General features: G+C 66.9%; 17 protein-coding genes. 10 read left to right on the plus strand and 7 right to left on the minus strand.

The window, feature by feature from the left end; genetic code table 11:
- Positions 1-67: 67 nt before the first annotated feature.
- Both NLR35_RS01125 and NLR35_RS01130 read left to right on the plus strand, forming a co-directional pair.
- Positions 68-682, plus strand: coding sequence for a LysE family translocator (locus tag NLR35_RS01125; RefSeq protein WP_257164727.1), 615 nt, complete (start codon positions 68-70; stop codon positions 680-682).
- A gap of 189 nt (positions 683-871) precedes the next feature.
- Positions 872-1,660 (plus strand): DUF502 domain-containing protein, encoded by a 789-nt coding sequence (locus tag NLR35_RS01130; RefSeq protein WP_257164728.1) that lies wholly within the window; start codon positions 872-874, stop codon positions 1,658-1,660.
- Positions 1,661-1,754: 94 nt separating this feature from the next.
- On the opposite strand, the gene NLR35_RS01135 is transcribed toward NLR35_RS01130, so the two are convergent.
- Positions 1,755-2,129, minus strand: coding sequence for a VOC family protein (locus tag NLR35_RS01135; protein WP_257164729.1), 375 nt, complete (start codon positions 2,127-2,129; stop codon positions 1,755-1,757).
- A gap of 262 nt (positions 2,130-2,391) precedes the next feature.
- Here NLR35_RS01135 and NLR35_RS01140 point away from each other — a divergent pair, with 262 nt between their 5' ends.
- Positions 2,392-4,269: an autotransporter domain-containing protein gene (locus NLR35_RS01140; protein ID WP_257164730.1), complete on the plus strand. Its 1,878-nt coding sequence runs from the start codon at positions 2,392-2,394 to the stop codon at positions 4,267-4,269.
- Between the two features lie 155 nt (positions 4,270-4,424).
- Positions 4,425-5,276, plus strand: coding sequence for an NAD(P)-dependent oxidoreductase (locus NLR35_RS01145; protein ID WP_257164731.1), 852 nt, complete (start codon positions 4,425-4,427; stop codon positions 5,274-5,276).
- Between the two features lie 192 nt (positions 5,277-5,468).
- Here NLR35_RS01145 and recG read toward each other — a convergent pair whose 3' ends face one another.
- Positions 5,469-7,571, minus strand: a complete 2,103-nt coding sequence (recG, locus tag NLR35_RS01150; protein ID WP_257164732.1) for an ATP-dependent DNA helicase RecG — start codon at positions 7,569-7,571, stop codon at positions 5,469-5,471.
- A gap of 197 nt (positions 7,572-7,768) precedes the next feature.
- Here recG and NLR35_RS01155 point away from each other — a divergent pair, with 197 nt between their 5' ends.
- On the plus strand, positions 7,769-8,056 hold the full coding sequence (locus tag NLR35_RS01155) for a succinate dehydrogenase assembly factor 2 (RefSeq protein ID WP_257164733.1): 288 nt from the start codon (positions 7,769-7,771) through the stop codon (positions 8,054-8,056).
- Positions 8,056-11,571 carry a transcription-repair coupling factor gene (gene mfd, locus NLR35_RS01160; RefSeq protein WP_257164734.1) on the plus strand — a complete coding sequence of 1,172 codons (3,516 nt, stop codon included), beginning with the start codon at positions 8,056-8,058 and terminating at the stop codon, positions 11,569-11,571. Before NLR35_RS01155 ends, mfd begins: the two co-directional genes overlap by 1 nt.
- A 522-nt stretch (positions 11,572-12,093) precedes the next feature.
- Here mfd and NLR35_RS01165 read toward each other — a convergent pair.
- The 3 genes from NLR35_RS01165 to NLR35_RS01175 form a co-directional block, all read right to left on the minus strand.
- The gene (locus NLR35_RS01165) at positions 12,094-13,326 is read right to left on the minus strand and encodes a GGDEF domain-containing protein (protein ID WP_257164735.1); all 1,233 of its coding nucleotides are present in this window, start codon (positions 13,324-13,326) and stop codon (positions 12,094-12,096) included.
- Positions 13,327-13,439: 113 nt separating this feature from the next.
- Positions 13,440-14,948 carry a class I adenylate-forming enzyme family protein gene (locus NLR35_RS01170; protein WP_257164736.1) on the minus strand — a complete coding sequence of 503 codons (1,509 nt, stop codon included), beginning with the start codon at positions 14,946-14,948 and terminating at the stop codon, positions 13,440-13,442.
- Between the two features lie 49 nt (positions 14,949-14,997).
- On the minus strand, positions 14,998-16,812 hold the full coding sequence (locus tag NLR35_RS01175) for an extracellular solute-binding protein (RefSeq protein WP_257164737.1): 1,815 nt from the start codon (positions 16,810-16,812) through the stop codon (positions 14,998-15,000).
- A gap of 273 nt (positions 16,813-17,085) precedes the next feature.
- Here NLR35_RS01175 and NLR35_RS01180 point away from each other — a divergent pair, with 273 nt between their 5' ends.
- A complete protein-coding gene (locus NLR35_RS01180; RefSeq protein WP_257164738.1) occupies positions 17,086-17,865 on the plus strand; it encodes an invasion associated locus B family protein in 780 nt (259 codons plus the stop codon).
- A gap of 131 nt (positions 17,866-17,996) precedes the next feature.
- On the opposite strand, the gene hspQ is transcribed toward NLR35_RS01180, so the two are convergent.
- Positions 17,997-18,329 (minus strand): heat shock protein HspQ, encoded by a 333-nt coding sequence (gene hspQ, locus NLR35_RS01185; RefSeq protein WP_257164739.1) that lies wholly within the window; start codon positions 18,327-18,329, stop codon positions 17,997-17,999.
- 131 nt (positions 18,330-18,460) lie between these two features.
- On the opposite strand from hspQ, the gene NLR35_RS01190 reads away from it, so the two are divergent.
- Positions 18,461-19,414 (plus strand): AEC family transporter, encoded by a 954-nt coding sequence (locus NLR35_RS01190; RefSeq protein ID WP_257164740.1) that lies wholly within the window; start codon positions 18,461-18,463, stop codon positions 19,412-19,414.
- Positions 19,415-19,420: 6 nt separating this feature from the next.
- Here the strand turns inward: NLR35_RS01190 and NLR35_RS01195 are convergent, their stop codons facing one another.
- Positions 19,421-20,620 carry a UbiH/UbiF family hydroxylase gene (locus NLR35_RS01195; RefSeq protein ID WP_257164741.1) on the minus strand — a complete coding sequence of 400 codons (1,200 nt, stop codon included), beginning with the start codon at positions 20,618-20,620 and terminating at the stop codon, positions 19,421-19,423.
- 117 nt (positions 20,621-20,737) lie between these two features.
- On the opposite strand from NLR35_RS01195, the gene pcsA reads away from it, so the two are divergent.
- Together pcsA and NLR35_RS01205 are read left to right on the plus strand one after the other, a co-directional pair.
- A complete protein-coding gene (pcsA, locus tag NLR35_RS01200) occupies positions 20,738-21,472 on the plus strand; it encodes a phosphatidylcholine synthase (protein WP_257164742.1) in 735 nt (244 codons plus the stop codon).
- The gene (locus tag NLR35_RS01205) at positions 21,469-22,197 is read left to right on the plus strand and encodes a TerC family protein (RefSeq protein ID WP_257164743.1); all 729 of its coding nucleotides are present in this window, start codon (positions 21,469-21,471) and stop codon (positions 22,195-22,197) included. Before pcsA ends, NLR35_RS01205 begins: the two co-directional genes overlap by 4 nt.
- The last annotated feature ends 105 nt before the right edge of the window (positions 22,198-22,302 follow it).

A 22,302-nucleotide genomic window follows, 5' to 3' on the forward strand; every position in this document is an offset into this window, starting at 1 on the left:
TAATCCGACATCAGCTTCTGACGATGCCGCTGCAGTGGTCGGCGTCCACTCCTTCACGGGACTGACGATGGCCCTCGACACCTGGCTGCTGTTCCTGCTCACGAGCATCGGCATCTCGCTCACCCCGGGCCCGAACGGCCTGCTGGCGCTGACCCACGGAGCGCTGCATGGCGGCCGGAAGACGCTGTTCACGATCGCCGGCGGCCTGATCGGCTTCGTGCTCATCATTGCGCTGTGCATGTTCGGCATCGGCGCGCTGGTGCAGTCCTCGGTCACCTGGCTCGTGGTGCTGAAGTGGGTCGGCGGGCTCTATCTTGCCTGGCTCGGCATCAAGCTGTGGCGTTCGCCGCCGGTGGCGATCGATGTTGGCCGTGAGCCGGTCACGGCGAGCGGGCATTCGCTGTTTCGGACGGGCTTCCTGACCGCGGCGACCAACCCGAAATGCCTGCTGTTCTTCAGTGCCCTGTTGCCGCAATTCATTGATCCCGCGCGCAGCCTCGCGGTGCAGTTCGGCATCGTGGCCATCACCTATACGATCACCGAGTTCCTGACCGAGGTCGCCATTGCCAGCGCGGCGGCCCGGGTGCGGCCGTGGCTGGCGCGGGCCGGGCGGCGCTTCAACCAGGTTTGCGGGGGCATCTTCATCGCTGTCGGCCTCGCTCTGCCGCTGCGCAGCGCCTAGCGCGGCGAATTGAGGCAGGGCGGGCCCGCTGGGCCGAACGGGCGGCTCAGCCCGCATATCGGGCCCCGGAGCCCGGCTGGCCTGCCACAGGCGGGCGTCAAACCGCGCGGCTGTGTCGGAAAGGGGGCGTTGCCCTTCCAAAAATCTGCTAAGACCCCAGCTGAGAATTGATCCGATCCGGAAGTCCGCATGAGTTCCCGCGACGACCTGCCGCCTGAGACCGATCCCTTGGCCGATGTTCCGGCCGAGACGCCCCACCATGGGTTGATGTTCCGGTTTCGCAACTATTTCCTGACCGGCCTCGTCGTGGCCGGGCCCGTGGCCATCACCCTGTACATCACCTGGTGGTTCGTGACCTGGGTCGACGGGCTGGTGCGCCCGTTCGTGCCGCTGGTCTACCGTCCGGAGACCTATCTGCCGTTCGGCGTGCCCGGCTCCGGCCTGATCGTCGCCGTGATCGGCCTGACGCTGCTCGGCTTCCTGACCGCCAACCTGATCGGCCGCACGTTGGTCGATCTCGGCGAGCGGCTGCTCGGGCGCATTCCCGCGGTGCGCGCGATCTATCGCGGCCTCAAGCAGGTGTTCGAGACGCTGTTCTCCGGCAAGGGCTCGAGCCTGCGCCGCGTCGGCCTGGTCGAGTTTCCGTCGCCGGGCATGTGGTCGATCGTGCTGATCTCGCAGCCGCCGAGCACGGAGGTCGCAAGCCGTCTGCCGGGTAATGACGAGCAGATCTCGGTGTTCCTGCCCTGCGCCCCGAACCCGACCACCGGCTTCTTCTTCTATCTGCCGAAAAGCAAGATCATCGAAGTCGACATGAGCGCCGAGGATGCGGCGACCCTGATCATGTCCTGCGGCGTGGTGCAGCCTGGCTCCGACGCACAGAAGAAGGCCGCCGCGCTCGCCACCATGGCCAATGCCGCACGCATCGCCAACGCCCCGGCGCCGCGCCTCGAGCCGGAGCCGGCCAAGGTCGACTAGGCGAGCCCACGCGCATCGTCATGTCCGCAGCGATGGCCGATCCGCCTTCGAATGGGAATGACGACACGCGCTGTCTTCTCACGCGCCTCCTGGCTCAGCCGGCGTCCTGTGGGACGAAGACGCGAAGGCGATGCCCGTCCGGATCGAGCGCGACAAAGGTCGTGCCGAAATCCATGCGTGTCGGCTCCTGAATGATACGGAGGCCGCGCGCCTTCCAATCCCCGTGCAGTCGCTCGACCTCACCGACGTCGGACACCGCGAACGCGGTCTCGACCGACCCCGCCGCGCCGGCCGCGGCCGGCTCGACCGTGTGCCGCGACCACAAGCCCAGCATGACGCCTTCGCGCAGCGGCAGCATGGCAAAGGTCGGCGATTGCTCGATGACGGGAATGCCCAGCAGGTCTGAGTAGAAGGCGGCGCTGTTCGGCGGGTTGTCGACATAGAGGATCAGGAAATTGAACTCGGGCATCGTCGTGTCTCCGGTGGCGGCGCCGGCATCGGCGCGTCGGCCGAAGCAGTAGCGGAGCGTGCTGCCAGATCCTGTCAGCAGTGTTCGGCGCTGTGCGGCGGCAGGGCGCTCGTGCGCAGAGCGGCGTTTTGCGCCGCATGATGATGCCGCGAGGGCACAGCCGTTCGTCGTCCGCGCCCCTACAACCTGTGGGCGGTGGTGTCCTAATCCGCCGCCATGGAAACATCGAGCCAACAAAAGTAAGGCGTAGGGGAGGTGCGGAGTGAGACGTATGAGTCAGACGTCGCTGGCGTGTGTGATGGCGCTGTCGGGCGCGTGGCTGCTGACGGAGCCGGCATCGGCGCAGACCACCTACACCCGCATCCAGGCGTTCGGCGACAGCTACGCCGACACGGGCAATCTCTGGACCTTCACCGGCGGCATCGGCAAGCTGCCGCTGTATCCGACCGGGCGCTTCAGCGGCGGCACCAATTTCGTCGATACGACCTCGGCGCTGCTCGGCATTCCCCAGCTCAACTACGCGATCGGCGGCGCGACCAGCGGCACCACCAACGTGGCCGGTCCGGGCATTCCCGGCTTCTTCCAGGAATGGAGCGGGCTGACCGGGTTCTCCGGCAAGATCTCGTCGACCGACCTCGTCGAAATTTCGATCGGCGGCAATGATGCGCGGGCCTACTACCGTGCGGGCGGCTCGTTCGCCGGCGCGCCGACCGCGGCGGCCGTCACCGCGCAGCAGGCCATGGCCGGCATCAATGCGCTGGTCGGCGCCGGCGCCCGCAGCATCGTGTTCACGGCCGGCGATGTCAGCACCTTGCCGGAGGCGGTCGGCAACGCCAACGCGCCGACCGGCAAGCTCTACAGCACGACCTACAACAGCCTGATGCAAACCTCGCTGGCCAATGTGGCGCGCAACGGCGTGCGCGTCGAATACGTCGACACGAGCCTCATCGGCTCCCTGATCCAGGCCAATCCGCAGCGCTACGGCTTCAGCAATGTCGGCGCCTGTCCGGTCGCCTGCATCGGCAATCCTGCGCTGCAGAACCAGTATCTGTTCTATGTCGACGGCGTGCACCTGACCTCGCATGGCTTCGAGGTGCTCGGACAGTACATCGTCAACCGCCTCAACGCGCCGCTGACATTCTCGCCGCAAGGGGACGTGGCGTCGATCACCGCGATGGGCTTTGCCTCGACCTTGTTCGGCAAGCTCGACCAGTTCCGCGAGACCGCGGGCTTCGCGCCCTCGACGATGAACGCCTACGGGGCCATCACCAAGGCGCCCTATATGAAGGCGCCGCCGCTCGCCGCGGTCAATCCCTGGTCGTTCTACATGCAGGGCAATGGCGGGATCAGCGACCGCCAGGGCAATGTCGCGGCGAACGGCTTCAATCTCGACAGCGTCGGCGGCACGATCGGGGTCGAGTACCGGCTGTCGGCGAACGCGATGATCGGCACGGCGTTCGACTATTCCAACCCCAAGGCGCGGCTGTTCGGCAATGCCGGCACGACGGATGCTAACTCCTATCAGTTCGGCGTCTACGGCGCCTGGGCGAGCAGCAACCTGTTTGCTCAAGCTCTCGCCACGATCGGCCATCAGGACTATCGCAACACGAGGCCCGGCGTCGTCGACACCATCACCTCGAACCCCGGCGGCACGACCTTCGTCGTCGCCGGCAAGGCCGGCTATCTGTTCGATGCCGGCACCGCCAAGCTCGGCCCGATCGGCGGGCTGACCTATGCCCGCGCGCGCGTCGACGGCTTCACCGAGGCCGGCGATCCCGCTCTGACGCTGATGGTCGGCTCGCAGACGGCAGAGACCCTGGTCGGCAGCGTCGGCGTGCAGCTGCGCACCCCGTTCCAGGTGCAGGGTGCGATGATCAATCCGTATCTCAACCTGACGCTCGACGACGACATCATCGGCAACGGCCGCTTGATCCAGTACAGCGCCACCTCGGCTCCGGTCATCGTCAACAATTGGAACGTCCCGAACAGCACGTCGCACAATGTCTACGGCCGTGTGACCGCCGGCGTCGTCGCTCCGTTCTGGAGCAACGTGGCGCTGACGGCCAACGTGTCGCGGACGATCGGGCGGACCGGCGGCGACGATTTCTATGGCAGCGGGGGCCTGAAGATCTCGTTCTGAGATCGGTCGAAGCAGCAGGCGCCGGGGGGCGCGGCTGCTGCTCCGATCAGGAGAGGGGCAGTCCGGAAGGGCTGCCCCTCCGTTTTCGCGTGTTCCGTTTCGTCATCGAACCCGGATAGTCTTTCGGGAGCCTCGTTGGAATCGGAGTTGTTCTCATGCCTCCAAGCATTGCTGTCATCGCGCCCGGCGCCATGGGCAGCGCCATCGCCGCTCGCCTTGCCGAGCACGGCTGCAAGGTGCTGACCTCGCTGGACGGCCGCAGCGCTGCGACGCAGGCGAGGGCGGCCGCGTCCGGGATGATCGGCGCCAGCGAGGCCGAGATCGCGGCTTGCGACATCATCCTGTCGATCGTCCCGCCGGGCGAGGCCGTGGCGCTGGCGGAGCAGCTCGCGACGGTCATCAACCGGAGTGCCAAGAAGCCGGTCATCGTCGACTGCAACGCCGTCAACGTCGAGACCATCCGGACCATCGAGGACATCGTGCTGTCATCCGGCGCGCGCCTGGTCGACGCCGCCATCATCGGCCTGCCGCCGAAGCCGGGCGCGAAGGGGCCGGCGTTCTATGTCAGCGGCGAGGCCGCGGCCGACGTCGCCGTGCTCGGCCGGCTCGGGCTCGACCTGCGCCCGATCGAAGGACCGATCGGCGCCGCCTCCGCGTTGAAGATGTCCTATGCCGGCATCAACAAGGGCCTGACCGGGCTCGGCGCCGCCATGGTGCTGGCCGCCACGCGCGCCGGCGCTGCGGACGCGTTGCGCGACGAGCTCGCGCTGAGCCTGCCGCACGTCCAGGCCCGCCTCGCCACCGCGCTGCCGGACATGCTGCCCAAGGCCTATCGCTGGGTCGCCGAGATGCGCGAGATCGCGGGCTTTCTCGGGGACGATCATCCTGCCGCGTTGATCTACGAAGGTTTCGCGCGTCTGTTCGAGCACATCGCGGCGGACGTGCAGGGCGAGGGCACGGAGGCGGCGCAGCTGGTGGCGTTTGCGGAGAGCTGCAAGGCGAAGTAGGCCACCTCAGCTCGTCGTCCCGGACAAGCTCCGGCGCGCGCGAGCGCGGCGGAGCGCAGATCCGGGACCCATACTCCGCGGCGGTCGTGATGTGCGAGCAAGCCGACGGGCCTGCCTCGAACGCCTCCCTGGGATTATGGGTCCCGGCTCAAGGCCGGGACGACAGTGGAGTTTGTTGATGCACCGACCCAATCACCCCGCCGTCAGCAGCGGGATCGCTTCGTCGCGTTCGTAGAGATAGAGCAAACAGCGCAGCGCGTCGCTGCGCGGGCCCTTCAGCTTGGGATCCTCCTTGAGGATGCGCAGCGCCTCGTCGCGCGCCTGGGTGATCAGCTGCGCGTGCATCTCGGGCCGGGCGATGCGGTAGCCGGGCAGGCCGCTCTGGCGGATGCCGAGCACGTCGCCTTCGCCGCGGAGCTTGAGGTCTTCCTCGGCGATGCGGAAGCCGTCGGTGGTCTCGCGGATGACCGCGAGCCGCGCCTTCGACATCTGCCCGAGCGGCTCGTGATAGAGCAGGATGCAGGTCGAAGCCTCCGAGCCGCGGCCGATGCGGCCGCGCAACTGGTGGAGCTGTGCGAGGCCGAAGCGCTCGGCGTTCTCGATCACCATGATGCTCGCCGCGGGCACATCGACGCCGACCTCTACGACGGTCGTTGCCACGAGCAGCCGCAGCTCATGCGCCGCGAAGCGGTTCATGACCTCGTCCTTCTCGCTGCCCTTCATCTTGCCATGGACCAAGCCGACGCGCTCGCCGAAGCGCTCGCGCAGGCTGTCGTAGCGGTCGGTGGCGTTGGTGAGATGATCGATGCCTTCGGCCTCGGATTCCTCGACCAGCGGGCAGATCCAATACACCAGCTTGCCGGCATCAAGCGCGCGGCCGACGGCGTCGATGACCTCGCTGCGCCTCGTATCGGCGACCGCGCGGGTGTCGATCGGCTGGCGGCCGGCCGGCTTCTCGCGCAGCTCGGAAATGTCCATGTCGCCGAAATAGGTCAGCACCAGCGTGCGCGGAATCGGCGTCGCCGACAGCACCAGCACGTCGACGGCCTCGCCCTTCGAGGTCAGCGCCAGCCGCTCGCGCACGCCGAAGCGGTGCTGCTCGTCGACGATGGCGAGTGCAAGCGATTTGAAGATGACGTCGTCCTGGATCAGGGCGTGGGTGCCGACGAGCAGGTCGATCTCGCCGGCCTCGAGGCGTGCAAGGATGTCGCGGCGCTCCTTGCCTTTTTCGCGGCCCGTGAGAATGGCGACGTTCATGCCGGCACGTTCGGCGAGAGGGGTGATCGTCTTGGCATGCTGTCGCGCGAGGATTTCCGTCGGCGCCATCAGCGCGGCCTGCTTGCCGGCCTCCGCCACGGCAGCCGCGGCGAGCAGCGCCACCACCGTCTTGCCGGAGCCGACGTCGCCCTGCAGCAGCCTGAGCATGCGCACCGGCTTTTCAAGATCGGCGGCGATCGCCTCGATCGCCAGTCCTTGCGAGTTCGTCAGAGCATAGGGCAGCGCATCGATGATCTTGCGACGCAGACGGCCATCGCCCGCATGGCGGTTGCCTGCGGGGCGGCGCAGCTGCGCACGCACCAGCGCCAGCGCCAATTGGCCGGCGAGCAGCTCGTCGAAGGCGAGGCGTGACCAGAACGGGTTCTCGGGGAGGATATCCGTCAGCTCCTGCGGGGCATGCACCCGCGTCAGCGCCTCTCGCAGCGACGGGAAGTTGCAGCGGCTGAGCACCTCCGGGCTGATCCATTCCGGCAATTCCGGCAGCTTGGTCAGCGCCGTCGCGATGGCTCGCCTGAGCGAGCCGAGCGCGAGGCCTTCGGTCAGCGGATAGACCGGGTCGATTCCTGACAGTTTGGCGAAGCCGGCTTCATCGAGGATGGGTTGCGGATGCACGATCTGCGGTACGCCGTCATACATCTGCACGGTGCCGGAGACGTAGCGCTTGGCGCCTACGGGAAGGATCTTCTCGATGTAGTCGCCCTTGGGACGGAAGAAGGTCAGGACGACGTCGCCGGTCTCGTCGCTGGCGTAAACCAGATAGGGCGCGCGGGCGTTACGCGACGGACGATGGCGATCGACCGTCACCTCCAGGGTCACGACCGTGCCGACCTCGGCGTCACGCACCTTCGGCCGGTTCCGGCGATCGATCACGCTGGCCGGCAGGTGCAGGAGCAGGTCGACCAGACGCGGCGTCTCGTTGCAGCTCAGCAGATAGCGCAGCAGCTTGTCCTGCTTCGGCCCGACCCCCGACAGGGTCGTGACCGGCGCGAACAGCGGATTGAGGATGGCAGGGCGCATGGACCGAACACTTAAAGTGGATTGCAGGCCGGAATAGCCGTGATCGCCCAGCCATCCACCTCTTTTTTCCTGGGTTTCATGAGCCAGACATGCCGGTTCTGCACTCCGGGAGGGCTGACACGAGCCTCGCGCGCCGCTATATCGAGCCGCGCCCGGCATCGTCCGGGCTTTCGGCGTTGTACTGCAGGGATACCGCGATGACAGGGACCACCCGATCAAGCCATGGCCTCGACGACCGCCGCAAGCGGCTGCTGTTCCGCTGCTGGCACCGCGGCACCCGCGAGATGGACCTGATCCTCGGCCGCTTCGCCGATGCCGAGATCGGCACCCTCTCGGAGAGCGAGCTGGACCAGCTCGAACAGCTCCTGGAGGTTTCCGACCCTGATTTTTACGCCGCCATCACCGGCGCCCGGCCGCTGCCGCCGGAGCAGACGCCGGCGCTGTTCGAGCGCATCAAGGCGTTCCGCGCGGTGGACGCCGATTGATGAAGAGTCCAGTCAAGTCGCCCGCCGAGCATCTCGCCCCGGGGCGCGCGCTCACACTCGCCAATGTCGCCGAGGGCGCCGAGGGCCTCGTCGTCTCCGACCTCGCGCGCGCCATCGCCGCCAGGCCGAAGCCGCCGGCCGTCAGCCTCGCCGTGGTCTGCCGCGACGGCAACCGGATGCAGCAGCTGGCGCGGGCGCTCGACTTCTTCGCGCCGGATCTGCCGGTGATGCAGTTCCCGGCCTGGGACTGCCAGCCCTACGACCGCGTCTCGCCGCATGGCGGCATCCTGGCCCAGCGCGTGACCACGCTCGCCCGGCTGTCGCGCCTCGCCGGCAGCGACAAGCCGCTGATCGTGCTGACGACCGTCAACGCGATCGTCCAGCGCGTGCCGTCGCGCGACACCATGGCCGGGCAGGCACTCTCGGTCGCTCCGGGCCACGTGGTGCCGATGGACTCCGTGGTCGCGTGGCTGGAGCATAACGGCTACAACCGCTCGTCGACGGTGCGCGAGAGCGGCGAATACGCCGTGCGCGGCGGCATCCTCGATCTCTTCCCCGCCGGCCTCGACCAGCCGGTTCGTTTCGACTTCTTCGGCGACAGCCTGGAATCGATCCGCACCTTCGACGCCGAGACGCAGCGCACCCTGCTCGACATGCGCTCGCTCGACCTCGTGCCAGTGTCCGAATTCCAGCTCGTCACCGACACCATCCGCCGCTTTCGCATGGGCTATGTCGCCGAGTTCGGCGCGCCCGACCGCGACGACGCGCTGTATGAAGCCGTCAGCGAAGGCCGCCGCTATCCCGGCATGGAGCATTGGCTGCCGCTGTTTCACGACAAGATGGAGACGCTGTTCGACTATCTGCCGAACACGCCGATCGTGATCGAGCCGCAGGGCGAGGACGCCGCGCGCGAACGCTTCAAGCAGATCATCGACTATTACGACGCGCGCCGCGAGGCGATGGAGCATCCCGGCGGCGGCGCGATCTACAAGCCGCTGACGGTCGACCGGCTGTATCTGACGTCGACGGAGTGGGCCGAGCGGCTCGCCGCCGTGCCGCTCGCCCGCGTGACGCCGTTCGCCGTGCCGGAGGGCTCAGGCGTCGTCGACATCGGCGCGCGGGCCGGCCGCAACTTCGCGCCGGAGCGCAACGACGCCGCGGTCAACGTGTTCGAGGCCGTCGTGGCGCATGTGCAGGCGCTGCAGTCGGTACGCAAGAAGGTCGTGATCGCGCTGTGGAGCGAAGGCTCGCGCGACCGCATGGCCAGCATGTTGAAGGATCACAAGCTGATCCATGTCACCAGCGTCAACACCTGGCGCGCGGTGCAGGCGACGCCGCGCAATGAGACCATGCTCGCGCTGCTCGGGTTGGAATCCGGCTTCGAGACCGACCAGATCGCCGTCATCTCCGAGCAGGACATTCTCGGCGACCGCCTGGTGCGGCCGCGCAAGGCGAGCCGCAAGCTCGACAACTTCATCTCGGAGGTCACGAGCCTCGGCGTCGGCGACATCGTCGTGCATGTCGATCACGGCATCGGCCGCTTCGTCGGCCTGCAGACGCTGGAAGTCGCCGGCGCGCCGCATGACTGTCTTGAGCTGCGCTATGCCGGCGAGACCAAGCTTTATCTGCCCGTCGAGAACATCGAGCTGCTGTCGCGCTACGGCTCCGACCAGACCAATGTCGAGCTCGACAAGCTCGGCGGCTCCGGCTGGCAGACTCGCAAGGCAAAGCTGAAGAACCGCATCCGCGAGATGGCCGGCGAACTGATCAAGATCGCCGCCGAGCGCATGCTGCACGAGGCGCCGAAGCTGCCGGTGCAGGCCGGCCTCTATGACGAGTTCTGCGCCCGCTTCCCCTATGACGAGACCGAGGACCAGCTCGCTGCGATCCAGGCGACGCTGGGAGATCTCGAAGCCGGACGTCCGATGGACCGGCTGGTGTGCGGCGACGTGGGCTTCGGCAAGACCGAGGTGGCGCTGCGCGCGGCGTTTGCGGTCGCCCTGGAAGGCAAGCAGGTCGCCGTCGTCGTCCCGACCACCTTGCTGGCGCGCCAGCACGCGAAAACCTTCACCGAGCGCTTCAAGGGCTTTCCGGTCAACGTCGCGCAGGCCTCGCGCCTCGTCTCGACCAAGGAGCTCAACCAGGTCAAGAAGGGCCTGACTGAGGGTTCGGTCGACATCGTCGTCGGCACCCACGCACTGCTCGGCAAGTCCATCAAGTTTCGCGATCTGGGGCTCGTCATCGTCGACGAGGAGCAGCACTTCGGCGTCAGCCACAAGGAGCGGCTGAAGCAGCTGCGCGCCGAGGTCCACGTGCTGACCCTGTCGGCGACGCCGATCCCGCGCACGCTGCAACTTGCGCTGACGGGCGTGCGCGAGCTGTCGATCATCGCCTCGCCGCCGGTCGATCGCTTGGCGGTGCGCACCTTCGTAGCCCCACATGATCCGGTGATGATCCGCGAGGCGTTGCTGCGCGAGCGCTACCGCGGCGGCCAGGCGTTCTACGTCGTGCCGCGCATCGACGATCTCGCCGAGGTGAAGGAATTCCTCGACAAGACCGTGCCGGAAATGAAGGTCGCCGTGGCCCACGGCCAGATGGCGCCGACCGTGATCGAGGACATCATCTCGGCGTTCTACGACGGCAAGTTCGACATCCTGCTGTCGACCACGATCGTCGAATCCGGCCTCGACATTCCCCGCGCCAACACGCTGATCGTGCATCGCGCCGACATGTTCGGCCTCGCCCAGCTCTATCAGCTGCGCGGCCGCGTCGGCCGCTCCAAGCTGCGCGCCTATGCGCTGTTCACCTTGCCGTCGACGCACAAGATCAGCCCTCAGGCCGAGAAGCGCCTGGGCGTGCTGCAATCGCTCGAAACGCTGGGCGCCGGCTTCCAGCTCGCCAGCCACGATCTCGACATCCGCGGCGCCGGCAATCTGCTCGGCGACGAGCAGTCCGGCCACATCAAGGAGGTCGGCTTCGAACTCTACCAGTCGATGCTGGAGGAGGCGATCGAGAACCTCAAGGCTGGCATCACCGAGCCGACCGTCGACCGCTGGTCGCCGCAGATCACGATCGGCATGCCCGTGCTGATCCCGGAGGACTACGTCTCCGATCTCTCGGTGCGGCTGTCGCTGTATCGGCGCCTCGCCGATCTCGAGACCGACGAGGAGATCGAGAATTTTGCCGCCGAGCTCCGCGACCGCTTCGGCAAGCTGCCGGACGAGACGCGCTATCTGTTCAAGGTCGCCGCGATCAAGAACTACTGCCGGAGAGCCAATGTCGAGAAGGTCGATGCCGGCCCGAAGGGCGCCGTCATCGCGTTCCGCGACAACAGCTTCGCCTATCCGGACCGCCTCGTCGCCTTCATCAAGCGCCACGGCCAGGCCGCCAAGGTGCGCCCCGACATGAAGGTGGTATTCCTGCAGATCTGGGAGACGCCGGAGGAACGGCTCGCGGGGACGACTGATATTCTCAAGGAGTTGGCGGAGCTCGCGGAGAAGAAAAAGGCGGCGTGAAGCGCCGCCGGCTGAGGGTCACCGAAGCTGCCAGCCGAAATGCAAAGCAAGGCTTGCGATCAGGAAGACCGAGACGATCGCAACGACGCTGACCCAATCGATCTCCTCGCGGGATTGCCGGTTTTGCATGACGCAGTGCTCCGTTCGTCAGATGCCCCCGAGTCGAGCTGGGATTCCACCATAGGAGTGGGGCAAATGCGCGATCTCAACATGCACGTGTTTGGATCAGATCGTGACGGTCCGTAGGTGGGCAAAGCGGCCGCCGAAGGCGGCAGCGTGCCCACCGCCGGCCGGCATGCTCAGCGGTGAGATGGTGGCCACGGCGCTATCTGATAGCTCGCGTGTGGCGCGACCTTGCCTGCGCCTTTGCCCACCCTACGGACCGGTGCTGGGATTTTGAATGAGACGCGAGCTGATCATACTGCGTCATTGCGAGCACAGCGAAGCAATCCAGGGCGTCGATGGGACTCTGGATTGCTTCGCTGCGCTCGCAATGACGGTGAGAGAGCGTGCCTCGCAAACTCACGACGCCGCGCGCTGGGCCTCGCCGTAGACGCGGGCCAGCAGCGTGCGCGCCGTGTCATTGGGCTGCAGCGCCGCGACCGTGATCGCGGGCTCGCTGCGGGTGTCGCGCTTGCCGTGCGAGGTGTGGCGCATCACGCTGGAGAGGCGGCGGGCGATGGCGTGGGCGGAGCGCAAATCGGTCTCGGCGAACACGACGACGACCGAGCCGTTGTCCTCGTGGGTGCCGAAATCCATCCGTCGCATCAGGCGGCTGATGATGCGGGCACCGTCATATTGCGCGCGCGGATTGACCGGATCAAAAGCGAAGCGGGCCACCGCGAGGCTGCCGCCGCTTTTCTGGGTCTGGCTCACTGCCGTGGCGAAGTCGCGCGCGAAGGCGTTGCGGGTGAGGAGGCCGGTCTGCGGGTCGAGCATGCCGCCGGCTTCGATGGCGCGCAGGGTGCGGTTGAGGCGGTTCTCGAAGGCATGCTGCCGGATCAGCGGCAAGGCATGCGCCGCGATGCGCTGCGGATCGCCGGCGATGATCTCGAGATTGGCGAGCTCCTGCAGCGGCGCCGGCTGGTTGGCGGTGACGACGACGCCGAGATTGCGGAAGCGGGTGTCCTCGGCGAGCACGGCGAGGAACGCATCGACCACGCGCGGCGAAAACCCTTCGCCGAGCACGATGCCGTCGATGTCGCGGCTCGACAGATGCTTCGCCGCGGCCTCGATACTGAGCGCGCCGACGACGGCCATGCGCTCGCCGAGCGCGACCGACAGGCCGGGCAACGACGTGCCGCGGCCGAGCAGCAGCACCGTTGCGTCATTGAGCGGATCGGTGTCGGGCAACGTCGCATCCGGCGTCTTCTTCTCGTCGAGGCGACGAAGAACCGTCGTGTGCAACGTGCGGACGCGCAGCGCGGCACGCAGGCGCGCTAGCAGGCGCTCATGGTTGTCGCTGCCGTGCAGGGGGATGGCGTTGTCGGGCAGGGCGGCGTCGCCCGGCGCGATCGCGATCATCGGGATATAGGGCTTGCGCGCGCTGACATGGCGCGACAGCGTCGCGATATCTGACGCTTCAGCGTCCTCCATCACCGCGAGCACGGCTGCCGGTTGAACCCGGGAGATCGCGCCGGCCGCATCCGCCCAGCGGGCTTCGGTGGTCGGGAGAATTTGCGCCGCTGCGAGAGCCGCCGTCAGCGAAGGCCGCGTGGACTTGGAAACGATGAGGAGCGGGCCTTGTTGGGACATCCAGGGAAACTCAGGATACGCTGACGATACGTCGCGATCCTAGGTGCCTCCCGTTAACGCGGCGTCAACACTGTTCCGAACACGCCGCTTCCGCATTCGTCCGGACGGCAGCTTCAGCCGCCCGAACTGGCACGGTCGCGGAAGGCCTCGACCATCAACGGATTGAGGCCGAGTTCGGCCAGCGCCTCGCGGGCGCGCGCGTTGTCCATCGCGCGTCCTGCCAGCCGATGCCCGCTGAGCCGGTCGGGCAGCGCGGTGAGCAGCGCGCCCTGGCCGAGCCGGCGCGACCATTCATGCAGGTCCTGCGCGAGGAAGCGATAGCCGCCCACGGCCATCACGCCGGCGGGGGGCGCGGTGATCGAGATGGTGTCGTGGGCGCGGTCGAGCCGGACGGCATATTCGGTGTCGACGAAATCGCGCGCCGGCGCGGGCATCAGCGAGTCGCTCGGGGGCGGCGGCGGCGCATAGGCGGCCAGGACGACCATGGGACCACGCAGGCCGAGCGTGCCTTTCGGCGTCACCAGGATCTCGCCGGCGATCGACGATCCCGGCTGCTCGCGCGGCGCGCCCTGTCGGCCGGGCTTGACCGGACCAGGGCTGCCATCGGCGCCGGTGCGGCGCACGGCGAACAGGCCGGCTTCGCCGAACAGATAGACATCGGTGAGCTCGATGTCGCGCGTCTTCCATGCCGGGCTCGATGCCACCTGCTCGGGGGCGCGCCACATGCCGAGCACGTAGCGCAGGTTCGGCAGCCGGGATGCGAGGTCGCCTTCGTCGAGACGCAAGGCGAGCTGCGCGGGGGCGACCAGCGTATCGCAGGCAAGCTCCGCGAGCTGCTGCTCGAGCGCATCGGCATCGAACGGGTGATGCAGCGCCAGCGTGCCGCCGGACAACAGCCAGGTGACGACGGAGGCAGCGAGGCCGGCAAAGGACGACGGCATGAAGGCCGACATCATGTTCACGCCTTGCGGCAGATCGCTTTCGAGCGACACGGCGAGCCCACCGGCGATCAGGCTGAGGTGAGTCCGCGGCACGGCACGGAAGCCGTCGGCGGTCACGTCGAACGAGACGATCGCGGCCTTGCGACCGTCAGGCATGATCCCGCGCGTCGAGCGGGACGGCTTGGCGATCGACTGGTCGAGCGAATACATGCCCTCCGGCAGGTCGGAGCCGAAGCCGCAGACATGGCGGATCGAGAACGCCTCGGCCGCTGCGTTCATTGCGAGATCGGAATGGATCACGCCGTCGATCTTCGACATCGTGACGATGGCGCGCGCGCTGGTGCGGTTCAGCGCCGCCACCAGCTCCGACTGACGCCACAACAGCGGGAATACGGCGACGACCAGCCCGGCGCGATGCGCGGCCAGAACCGTGAGCACGAACTCGATCGTGTTGGGAAGTTGGACGGCGATCACGGAATGCGCGGGCAGGCCGGCGTCGATGAAGTGCGCGGCCAGCGCCGAGATCACGCGATCGGCTTCGGCATAGGTCAGGCGCATCGGAGGCCGGCCGGTGATGCGCTGCTTGTTGATCGGATCGATCAGCGCAACCGCATCCGGCTTGCGCGCCAGGATGCGTTGAAACAACGCGTCGAGCGTCGGCGACGTATTGGCCTGATTCACCTGTTGCCCCGTACTTTCACGGATCCGGCCGACCAACTGCCCCGGTTGGTCATTTCGATGCCGGCTCCGGCCGCTGCCACCAGCTCTCCGGGAGCGCTCCCGTCAAAGCTGTCCTCTTGGGCCGTTCTATACGATTCCACCGAGCGATCCATTCCTCGGCGGCATTGAGCACTGGAATAGCGTAGAACCCCGCCATCAGGGTACGGTCCAATGCGCGAACGGTCGAGATAAATTCCTTCCTGTCGCGGGCCCGCAACAGCGTGGCGATCATCGCGTCGACGGCTGGATCCTTGGCGCCCATGTAGTTCCGCGTCCCGGTCCGGTCGGCCGCCTCGCTGCCCCAATAGAAGGCCTGCTCATTGCCGGGCGACAGCGACTGGTCCCATCGGTTCTGGATCATGTCGAACTCGAAGCTGAGGCGGCGCTGGTCGAACTGCACGGGATCGACGACTCTGATCGCCGCATTGATGCCGGCGCGCTTCAGACTGCCGGCATAGGCCAGCGCGATGCGTTCCTGGTCGCGCGTCGTGACCAGGATCTCGAAGGCGAGCGGCGCGTGCGTCGTCCGGTGCCGCAGCACCGTGCCGTCCAGGCCATAGCCGGCCTCGCCGAGCAGATCGAGCGCCGCCTTCAGCGCGCTGCGATCGCGCCCGGAGCCGTCGGTGAGGGGAAGACGATAGCTGCCGTCCATGATGTCGGCAGGGATCTGCGCGGCAAATGGCTCGAGCAGCTCACGCTCGGTTGCGTCGGCGGCGCGCCCATAGGCCGACAGCTCGGAGCCGGCGAAGTAGCCGCCGCTGCGCCGGTACAGGCCGAAGAAGTAGTTGCGATTGATCCACTCGAAGTCGAACAGCAAGGTCAGCGCCCGGCGTACCCTGATGTCGGCGAACACCGGACGGCGGGTGTTGAACACCAGGAACTGCGACGGCTGCGGCATCCCCGAGGTGAAGCTGTCCCGGATGACCTCGCCATTGCGCGCGGCCGGAAAATCGTAGCCGTCGTGCCAGCGCAACGGTTCGGTCTCGACGCGAAAGTCGTACAGCCCGCGCTTGAAGGCCTCGAACTGCCCGTTCGACTCGCGATAATAATCCAGCCTGACCTCGTCGAAGTTCCACAATCCCCGGTTGATCGGCAGGTCGCGGCCCCAATAGTCGGGATTTCGGGTGAGGGTGACGCTCGCCCCCGGCCGCACGGCGGTGACGCGATAGGGTCCGGACCCGAGCGGAGCGGTCAGCGTGGTGTCCTCGAACGCCGCGGCGTCGGTGGCGTGCTTCGGCAGGATCGGCATCAGGCCGAGAATGAGCGGCAGCTCGCGATCTTCAGTGCCGCCGAAATCGAACCGGATGGTCAGGGGATCCAGCACCTCGGCCTTGGCGACCTTGCCGTAGAATTGCCGGTGGTTGGGGCGGCCGTGATCGCGCAGCAGCGCGAAGGAGAATGCGACGTCCTCGGCCTGGACCGGATGGCCGTCGGCGAAGCGGGCGCGGGGATCCAGGCGAAAGGTGACATAGGTCCGCCGGTCGTCGGTCTCGACTCCGCGGGCCAGCAGCCCATACAGCGTGAAGGCTTCGTCATTGCCGCGCGCGAGCAGGCTTTCCACGACGTAGCCGCGAATTTGCTGCACTGCGACGCCGCGCACGATGAACGGATTGAGGCTATCGAAGGTGCCGAGCAGTCCCCAGATCACGCGGCCCCCCTTGGGGGCCTGCGGATTGACGTAAGGCATGTGGTCGAAGTCCGGGGGCAGGGCCGGGGTGCCGTGCATCGCGATTGCCGCAGTTTCGGCAGCAATTGCGTTGGGAGTGTAGACCGGCAGCAACAGCGCCAGGACCACGGCGCCCCATCCCGCCACCGCGCTCAACATGCGCTGTAGCGTCAGCATCGGGGCGCAAGCATTTGATTCGGAACAGGCCACGAAAGGCTTTTACCACAGGCTCGCCCGCGCTAGACCGCCGCCCGGACACGGTCCCGCGGCATTGATTCTTCCGCGCACCGCGTTATGAAAGCGGGCGATTGAGTTACGGCGGCAACGCCTGTCACTTAACCGCCTCATTTCCTGAGGAGACAGCCGCTTCGACGGCTTGGTGTGGCGCCTTTGGCGGTCTCGGGCGCTGCCGTTCAGAAAGGGTTTTCCGCAATGAATTTCCGTGACTTGGCCTCGTCGGTTGGGCCGCGTGGGCGGCTCGTCGCCCTGCTGGCTGTCACCGCGCTGGCCGTTTCCTTTGCTTCGGAGGCGCAGGCGCAGGCTCAGCCGCCCGCAGCGCCGAAGGCAAAGGCTCCGGCTGCTGCTCCCAAAGCTCCCGCTCCCGCCGCACCCGCGGCCGGCGCTCCTCCCGCCGCCGGCCAGCAGGCCCAGGCACAGGCGGCGGAGATGCCGCAGCTGATCTATGCGCCCTGGACCAAGTTCTGCCTGAAGGGCCAGGACGCCAACGCTAAGCAGGTCTGCTTCATCGGCAAGGACGGCCGCATCGAGTCCGGTCAGCCGGTGGTGGCTGCCGTGATCATCGAGCCGGAAGGCGAGCCGAAGAAGATCCTGCGCGTGACGCTGCCGCTCGGCATGCAGCTGCAGCCCGGCACCCGCATCGTGGTCGACAACAACCAGGCGCTGCAGAGCGGCTACGTGATCTGCTTCCAGAACGGCTGCATGTCGGACTACGAAGCGACTCCGGATTTCCTGGCCAGCCTGAAGAAGGGCCAGAACCTGTACGTCCAGGCGATCAACTCGAACGGCACGGCGCTGACCCTGCCGCTGCCGCTGCAGGAAGGCGCCAGCAGCTTCGCCAAGGCCTATGACGGCCCGCCGACCGATCCGAAGGAGTTCGAGAAGACCCAGCAGAAGCTGCAGGAAGAGCTGCAGAAGCGCGCCGAGGAGCAGCGCAAGAAGCTGGAGCAGACCCAGCCGCCGGCGAAGCAGTAAGGCCAGCCCGGCACGTTACGAAAACAAAAGGCGCTCCGGTCGGAGCGCCTTTTTTGTTGGATCGGCCGATATGCCGGGAGGCTCGGCTTCCTCGTGCGTGAACGCAGGCGAGGGGGCGCCGCGCGAGACCGTCAGTTCAGCAGCGGATTGCGCGGACGATAGCCGCCGGACTTGTCCTTGATGAAGATCTCCGCAACCTGGGAGTGCCGGATCGGCTCGCCGGACTCGTCGGGAACGAGGTTCTGTTCCGACACATAGGCGACGTATTCGGAATCCGCATTCTCGGCCAGCAAGTGATAGAACGGCTGGTCCTTGTGCGGCCGGACATCCTCAGGGATCGAGAGCCACCATTCCTCGGTGTTGTTGAACTCAGGGTCGATGTCGAAGATCACGCCCCGGAACGAGAACACCCGATGCCGGACGATCTGGCCGATCTGAAACTTGGCAGTTCGCGCTTTGATCATCAGAGTCGAATAGACCAGGATTGAGGCCGATGCTAGTGCCCGGGGGGCGGATTTAATCTAGACATTCCCGAATCGCGCGGTGCCGCGCGCCCCCGCAGCCCCGGCCCGCAACGGGTCATTCGCAAAGACCAATGCTCGACATTCTCAATCTGGCCTTGCCGTATTTCGGCGTCGTTTTCATAGGGTTCGCTTGCGGTAAATGGAAGAAGCTGCCCGAGGCCGGGCTGTCCTGGATGAACTTCTTCCTGCTCTACGTGTCGCTGCCGGCCTTGATGTTCAACCTCATTGCCCGCACGCCGTTCACCGAGCTGAGCAACCCTCCCTTTCTGGTTGCAACGACGCTCGCGACCATGCTGACGTTCACCCTGGCGCTCGTGCTCGGCAAGCTGATCGGCCGGCTGTCGCTGCGCGAAGCGACCATGGCCGGCCTTGCAGGCGGCTACGGCAATATCGGCTATATGGGGCCGGGGCTCGCGCTGTCCGTGCTCGGCGCCAAGGCGGCGGCGCCGACGGCGCTGATCTTCTGCTGCGACAGCATCTTCCTGTTTTCGATCGTTCCGCTGCTGGTGGAGCTGACCGAGCGGGATCACGCCTCGCTGGCGCATGCGCTGCGCACGGTGCTGCAGCAGATCCTGCGCAACCCGCTCATCATGGCCACGGCTGCCGGCATCCTCGCCGCGGCGTTGCAGTTCCATCCGCCGACCGTGCTCGATCGGACATTGCAGTTCCTGCAGAATGCGGCGGCGCCGACGGCGCTGTTTGCGTTGGGCGTGACGGTGGCGCTGCGTCCGTTCGAGCGGCTGCCCTGGGAGGTGCCGGTGCTCACGGTGGTGAAGCTCGCGATCCACCCGCTGATCTCGTTCGGCCTGATGCTGCTGTTTGGACCGTTCGCGGAGCCCTGGGCGGCGACTGCGGTGCTGATGGCGGCGTTGCCCCCCGCGCTCAATGTGTTCGTGATCGCGCGCCAGCACGACAGCTGGATCGAGCCCGCGTCGTCGGCGGTGCTGATCGGCACCTTCGCTTCGGTCGTGACGCTGACCAGCGTGATGTGGCTGATCCAGAGCGGCCGCCTGGTGTTTCCCTGATCGCGCTCAGCCGGCGCGGCGCGAGCTCCGCCAGGAGGGCGCCAAGCCCTCGCGCATCGCCAGCCGCCGCAGCGGACCTATGCCACCCATCAGGTGCATGCCGACCGCGCGCAGCGACTGCATCGGCAGGAGATCGCTGAGCAGCGAGCGATTGGCGACATCGATAGCGAACGTTCGGCTCAGGATGTCGGCGCGGCGCGCCGCGCCATAGCGCGAGATCACCTGGGATGCGCCGAGATCCTCGCCGGCCGCCTTGGCCTTGCGCACGACGTCGGCGACGTCGATGCCGTCGCGCAGACCGAGATTCAGGCCCTGCGCGCCGATCGGCGGCACGACATGGGCGGCCTCGCCGATCAGGGCGATGCGGTTCTGCGCGTAGCGCTGCGGCCGCTCGATCGCGAGCGGAAATACATGACGCCCCGGCTCGACATGCACACGGCCGAAGATCGAATGCGACTGCCGCTCGGCGGCGGCAGACAGTTCGTCGTCATCGAGCGCGGAGAGCCGCTCGGCTTCCTTGGGCGCAGCGACCCAGACGACGCTGGAGCGGTCGCCGGGCAGCGGCACGAACACGCACGGGCCGTGCGGAGTATGGAATTCCGTCGAGACGTTGTGGTGCGGCCGCGCATGGGTGATGTTGAAGGTGAGCGCGGACTGCTGCAGCGCGCGACGGCTGACGCCGATCCCGGCGGCCTCGCGACAGAGCGAATGCCGGCCATCGGCGCCGACGACGAGCTGCGCCGTCAGCACGCGGCCCGATCCGGTGGTGACGGTCACCGCCTCGGCGTCGCTGCGGACACTCTCGGCGTCTTCGGCAATCCGCGTCAGCTCGGCGAGCTCGCCGGCGCGCCGTTCCAGCGCCTCGACCAGGATCGCATTGGCGATGTTGTAGCCGAACACCTCGAGCCCGATTTCGTCGGCGACGAAGCGCACTTCAGGGGCTCGGATCAGCCGGCCGGTATCGTCGACCAGCCGCATCGTCTTCAAGCCGGCGGCGCGATCGCGGCACGAGGACCAGACACCGAGCTCGTCGAGGAAGTCGACGGAGCCGCCGAGCAGGGCGGTGGTGCGGTTGTCGGCATACGGGGCCTGGCGGGCGACGAGCGCCGTCCGGGCGCCGGTTTGTGACAGGGCGAGGGCAGCTGCAAGGCCCGCCGGACCGCCGCCGACGACGATGACATCGAAGCTGGTGTCTGTGTTGGTCATGGCGGAACATTTGACCTTCCCGCGGCCATTTTCAAGAGTGTTCCGCACGACTGCGCGGCGCATCGCCGCAAGCGACGATATGCAATTCGCTCCGATTCCTGGTAGCAGTGAGCCGGAATGGATCAGTTGAGACCAGAGAGCGCCGTATCAGCCACGCCGGCGCATCGCGCCGCCGCGTTTTCGGTGCACGTCTTCACCGCGCTCGGCGCCGGCGTCGCGCTTCTGGCGATGCTGGAGGCCGTGCGCGAGCACTGGACCGCGATGTTCTGGTGGCTCGGCGTGGCGCTGGTCATCGATGGCATCGATGGACCGCTGGCGCGCTGGCTCGACGTGATGAACGTGCAGCCCGACTGGTCCGGCGACGTGCTCGATCTCGTGGTGGATTTCACGACCTATGTGTTCGTGCCGGCCTATGCGATCACCGCGAGCGGCATGCTGCTGCCCCTGGCGGCGCCCGTGATCGGAATAGGCATCGCCGTGAGCGGCGCGCTGTACTTCGCGGATCGCCGCATGAAGAGCGACGACAACCATTTCCGCGGCTTCCCGGGCCTGTGGAATATCGCTGCGTTCTATTTGTTCCTGCTGCATCCGTCGCCGCTCCTCGCCACGCTGGGCCTGGCACTGCTGATCGCGCTGACCTTCGCGCCGTTCCACGTCATCCATCCCGTGCGTGTGAAGCGGCTGCGCTGGCTGACGCTGCCCCTGGTCGTGCTCTGGAGCCTGCTGGTGATCGATGTGTTGAGTCAGAACTTCACCGCGGGTCCGATCGTCACGACTGTGCTGTGCGCGATCGGCCTCTACATCGTCGCGAGCGACTCCGCGATCCGCCTGTTGAGATCCTTGAAAGCATGATCGACCTTCTGACCAGTCCCGAAGCCTGGGCCGCGTTGTTGACGCTGACCGCGCTCGAAATCGTCCTCGGCATCGACAATGTCATCTTCCTGTCGGTGATCACCTCGCGCATCCCCGAGCCGCAGTCGACGCGCGCCCGGCAGATCGGGCTGGCGCTGGCGCTGATCTTCCGCATCATGCTGCTCAGCGTGCTGGTCTGGCTGATCGGGCTGACCCAGCCGGTGTTCTCGATCGGCAAGCTCGGCTTCTCCTGGCGCGACATCATCCTGATCGGCGGCGGCCTGTTCCTGATCGCCAAGGCGACGCATGAGATCCACGCCGAGGTCGAAGCCCGCGAGGAAGATGGGCCGCAGGCCGGCGGCGCCGGCAGCAGCTTCTTCTGGGTGATCCTGCAGATCATCGTCATCGATCTCGTGTTCTCGCTCGACTCGATCATCACCGCGATCGGCATGGCCCAGGATCTCGAGATCATGATCGCGGCCGTGATCATCGCCGTGATCATCATGTACGTCTCGTCCGGGCCGGTCGCACGTTTCGTGGCCAACCATCCCACCACCAAGATGCTGGCGCTCGCCTTCCTGGTGCTGATCGGCGTCGCGCTGGTGGCCGACGGGTTCGAGTTCCACATCCCGCGCGGCTACATCTATTTCGCCATCGCCTTCGCGCTTGCGGTCGAGGCCTTCAACGTGATGGCCTCGCGCAACCGCAGGAAGCGCAAGGCGTGAGGACGGCCGAGTTGACAAGCCTGTCCTGATCGCCTTCGCTTTCGCGGGCGGTCGCGCCGGCGGTTCAACGCGCCGGATGCGTGATGAGAATCAGGTAATTGTCTG

It is taken from the genome of Bradyrhizobium sp. SRS-191 (assembly GCF_024586915.1).
Lineage (GTDB): Bacteria > Pseudomonadota > Alphaproteobacteria > Rhizobiales > Xanthobacteraceae > Bradyrhizobium.

Excerpts from the sequence above, each read along its gene's own strand:
- NLR35_RS01125 (WP_257164727.1), top strand. The coding sequence starts at position 68 with ATGGCCCTCGACACCTGGCTGCTGTTCCTGCTCACGAGCATCGGCATC.
- NLR35_RS01130 (WP_257164728.1), top strand. The coding sequence starts at position 872 with ATGAGTTCCCGCGACGACCTGCCGCCTGAGACCGATCCCTTGGCCGAT.
- NLR35_RS01135 (WP_257164729.1), bottom strand. The coding sequence starts at position 2,129 with ATGCCCGAGTTCAATTTCCTGATCCTCTATGTCGACAACCCGCCGAAC.
- NLR35_RS01145 (WP_257164731.1), top strand. The coding sequence starts at position 4,425 with ATGCCTCCAAGCATTGCTGTCATCGCGCCCGGCGCCATGGGCAGCGCC.
- recG (WP_257164732.1), bottom strand. The coding sequence starts at position 7,571 with ATGCGCCCTGCCATCCTCAATCCGCTGTTCGCGCCGGTCACGACCCTG.
- NLR35_RS01155 (WP_257164733.1), top strand. The coding sequence starts at position 7,769 with ATGACAGGGACCACCCGATCAAGCCATGGCCTCGACGACCGCCGCAAG.
- mfd (WP_257164734.1), top strand. The coding sequence starts at position 8,056 with ATGAAGAGTCCAGTCAAGTCGCCCGCCGAGCATCTCGCCCCGGGGCGC.
- NLR35_RS01165 (WP_257164735.1), bottom strand. The coding sequence starts at position 13,326 with ATGTCCCAACAAGGCCCGCTCCTCATCGTTTCCAAGTCCACGCGGCCT.
- NLR35_RS01175 (WP_257164737.1), bottom strand. The coding sequence starts at position 16,812 with ATGTTGAGCGCGGTGGCGGGATGGGGCGCCGTGGTCCTGGCGCTGTTG.
- NLR35_RS01180 (WP_257164738.1), top strand. The coding sequence starts at position 17,086 with ATGAATTTCCGTGACTTGGCCTCGTCGGTTGGGCCGCGTGGGCGGCTC.
- hspQ (WP_257164739.1), bottom strand. The coding sequence starts at position 18,329 with ATGATCAAAGCGCGAACTGCCAAGTTTCAGATCGGCCAGATCGTCCGG.
- NLR35_RS01190 (WP_257164740.1), top strand. The coding sequence starts at position 18,461 with ATGCTCGACATTCTCAATCTGGCCTTGCCGTATTTCGGCGTCGTTTTC.
- NLR35_RS01195 (WP_257164741.1), bottom strand. The coding sequence starts at position 20,620 with ATGACCAACACAGACACCAGCTTCGATGTCATCGTCGTCGGCGGCGGT.
- pcsA (WP_257164742.1), top strand. The coding sequence starts at position 20,738 with ATGGATCAGTTGAGACCAGAGAGCGCCGTATCAGCCACGCCGGCGCAT.
- NLR35_RS01205 (WP_257164743.1), top strand. The coding sequence starts at position 21,469 with ATGATCGACCTTCTGACCAGTCCCGAAGCCTGGGCCGCGTTGTTGACG.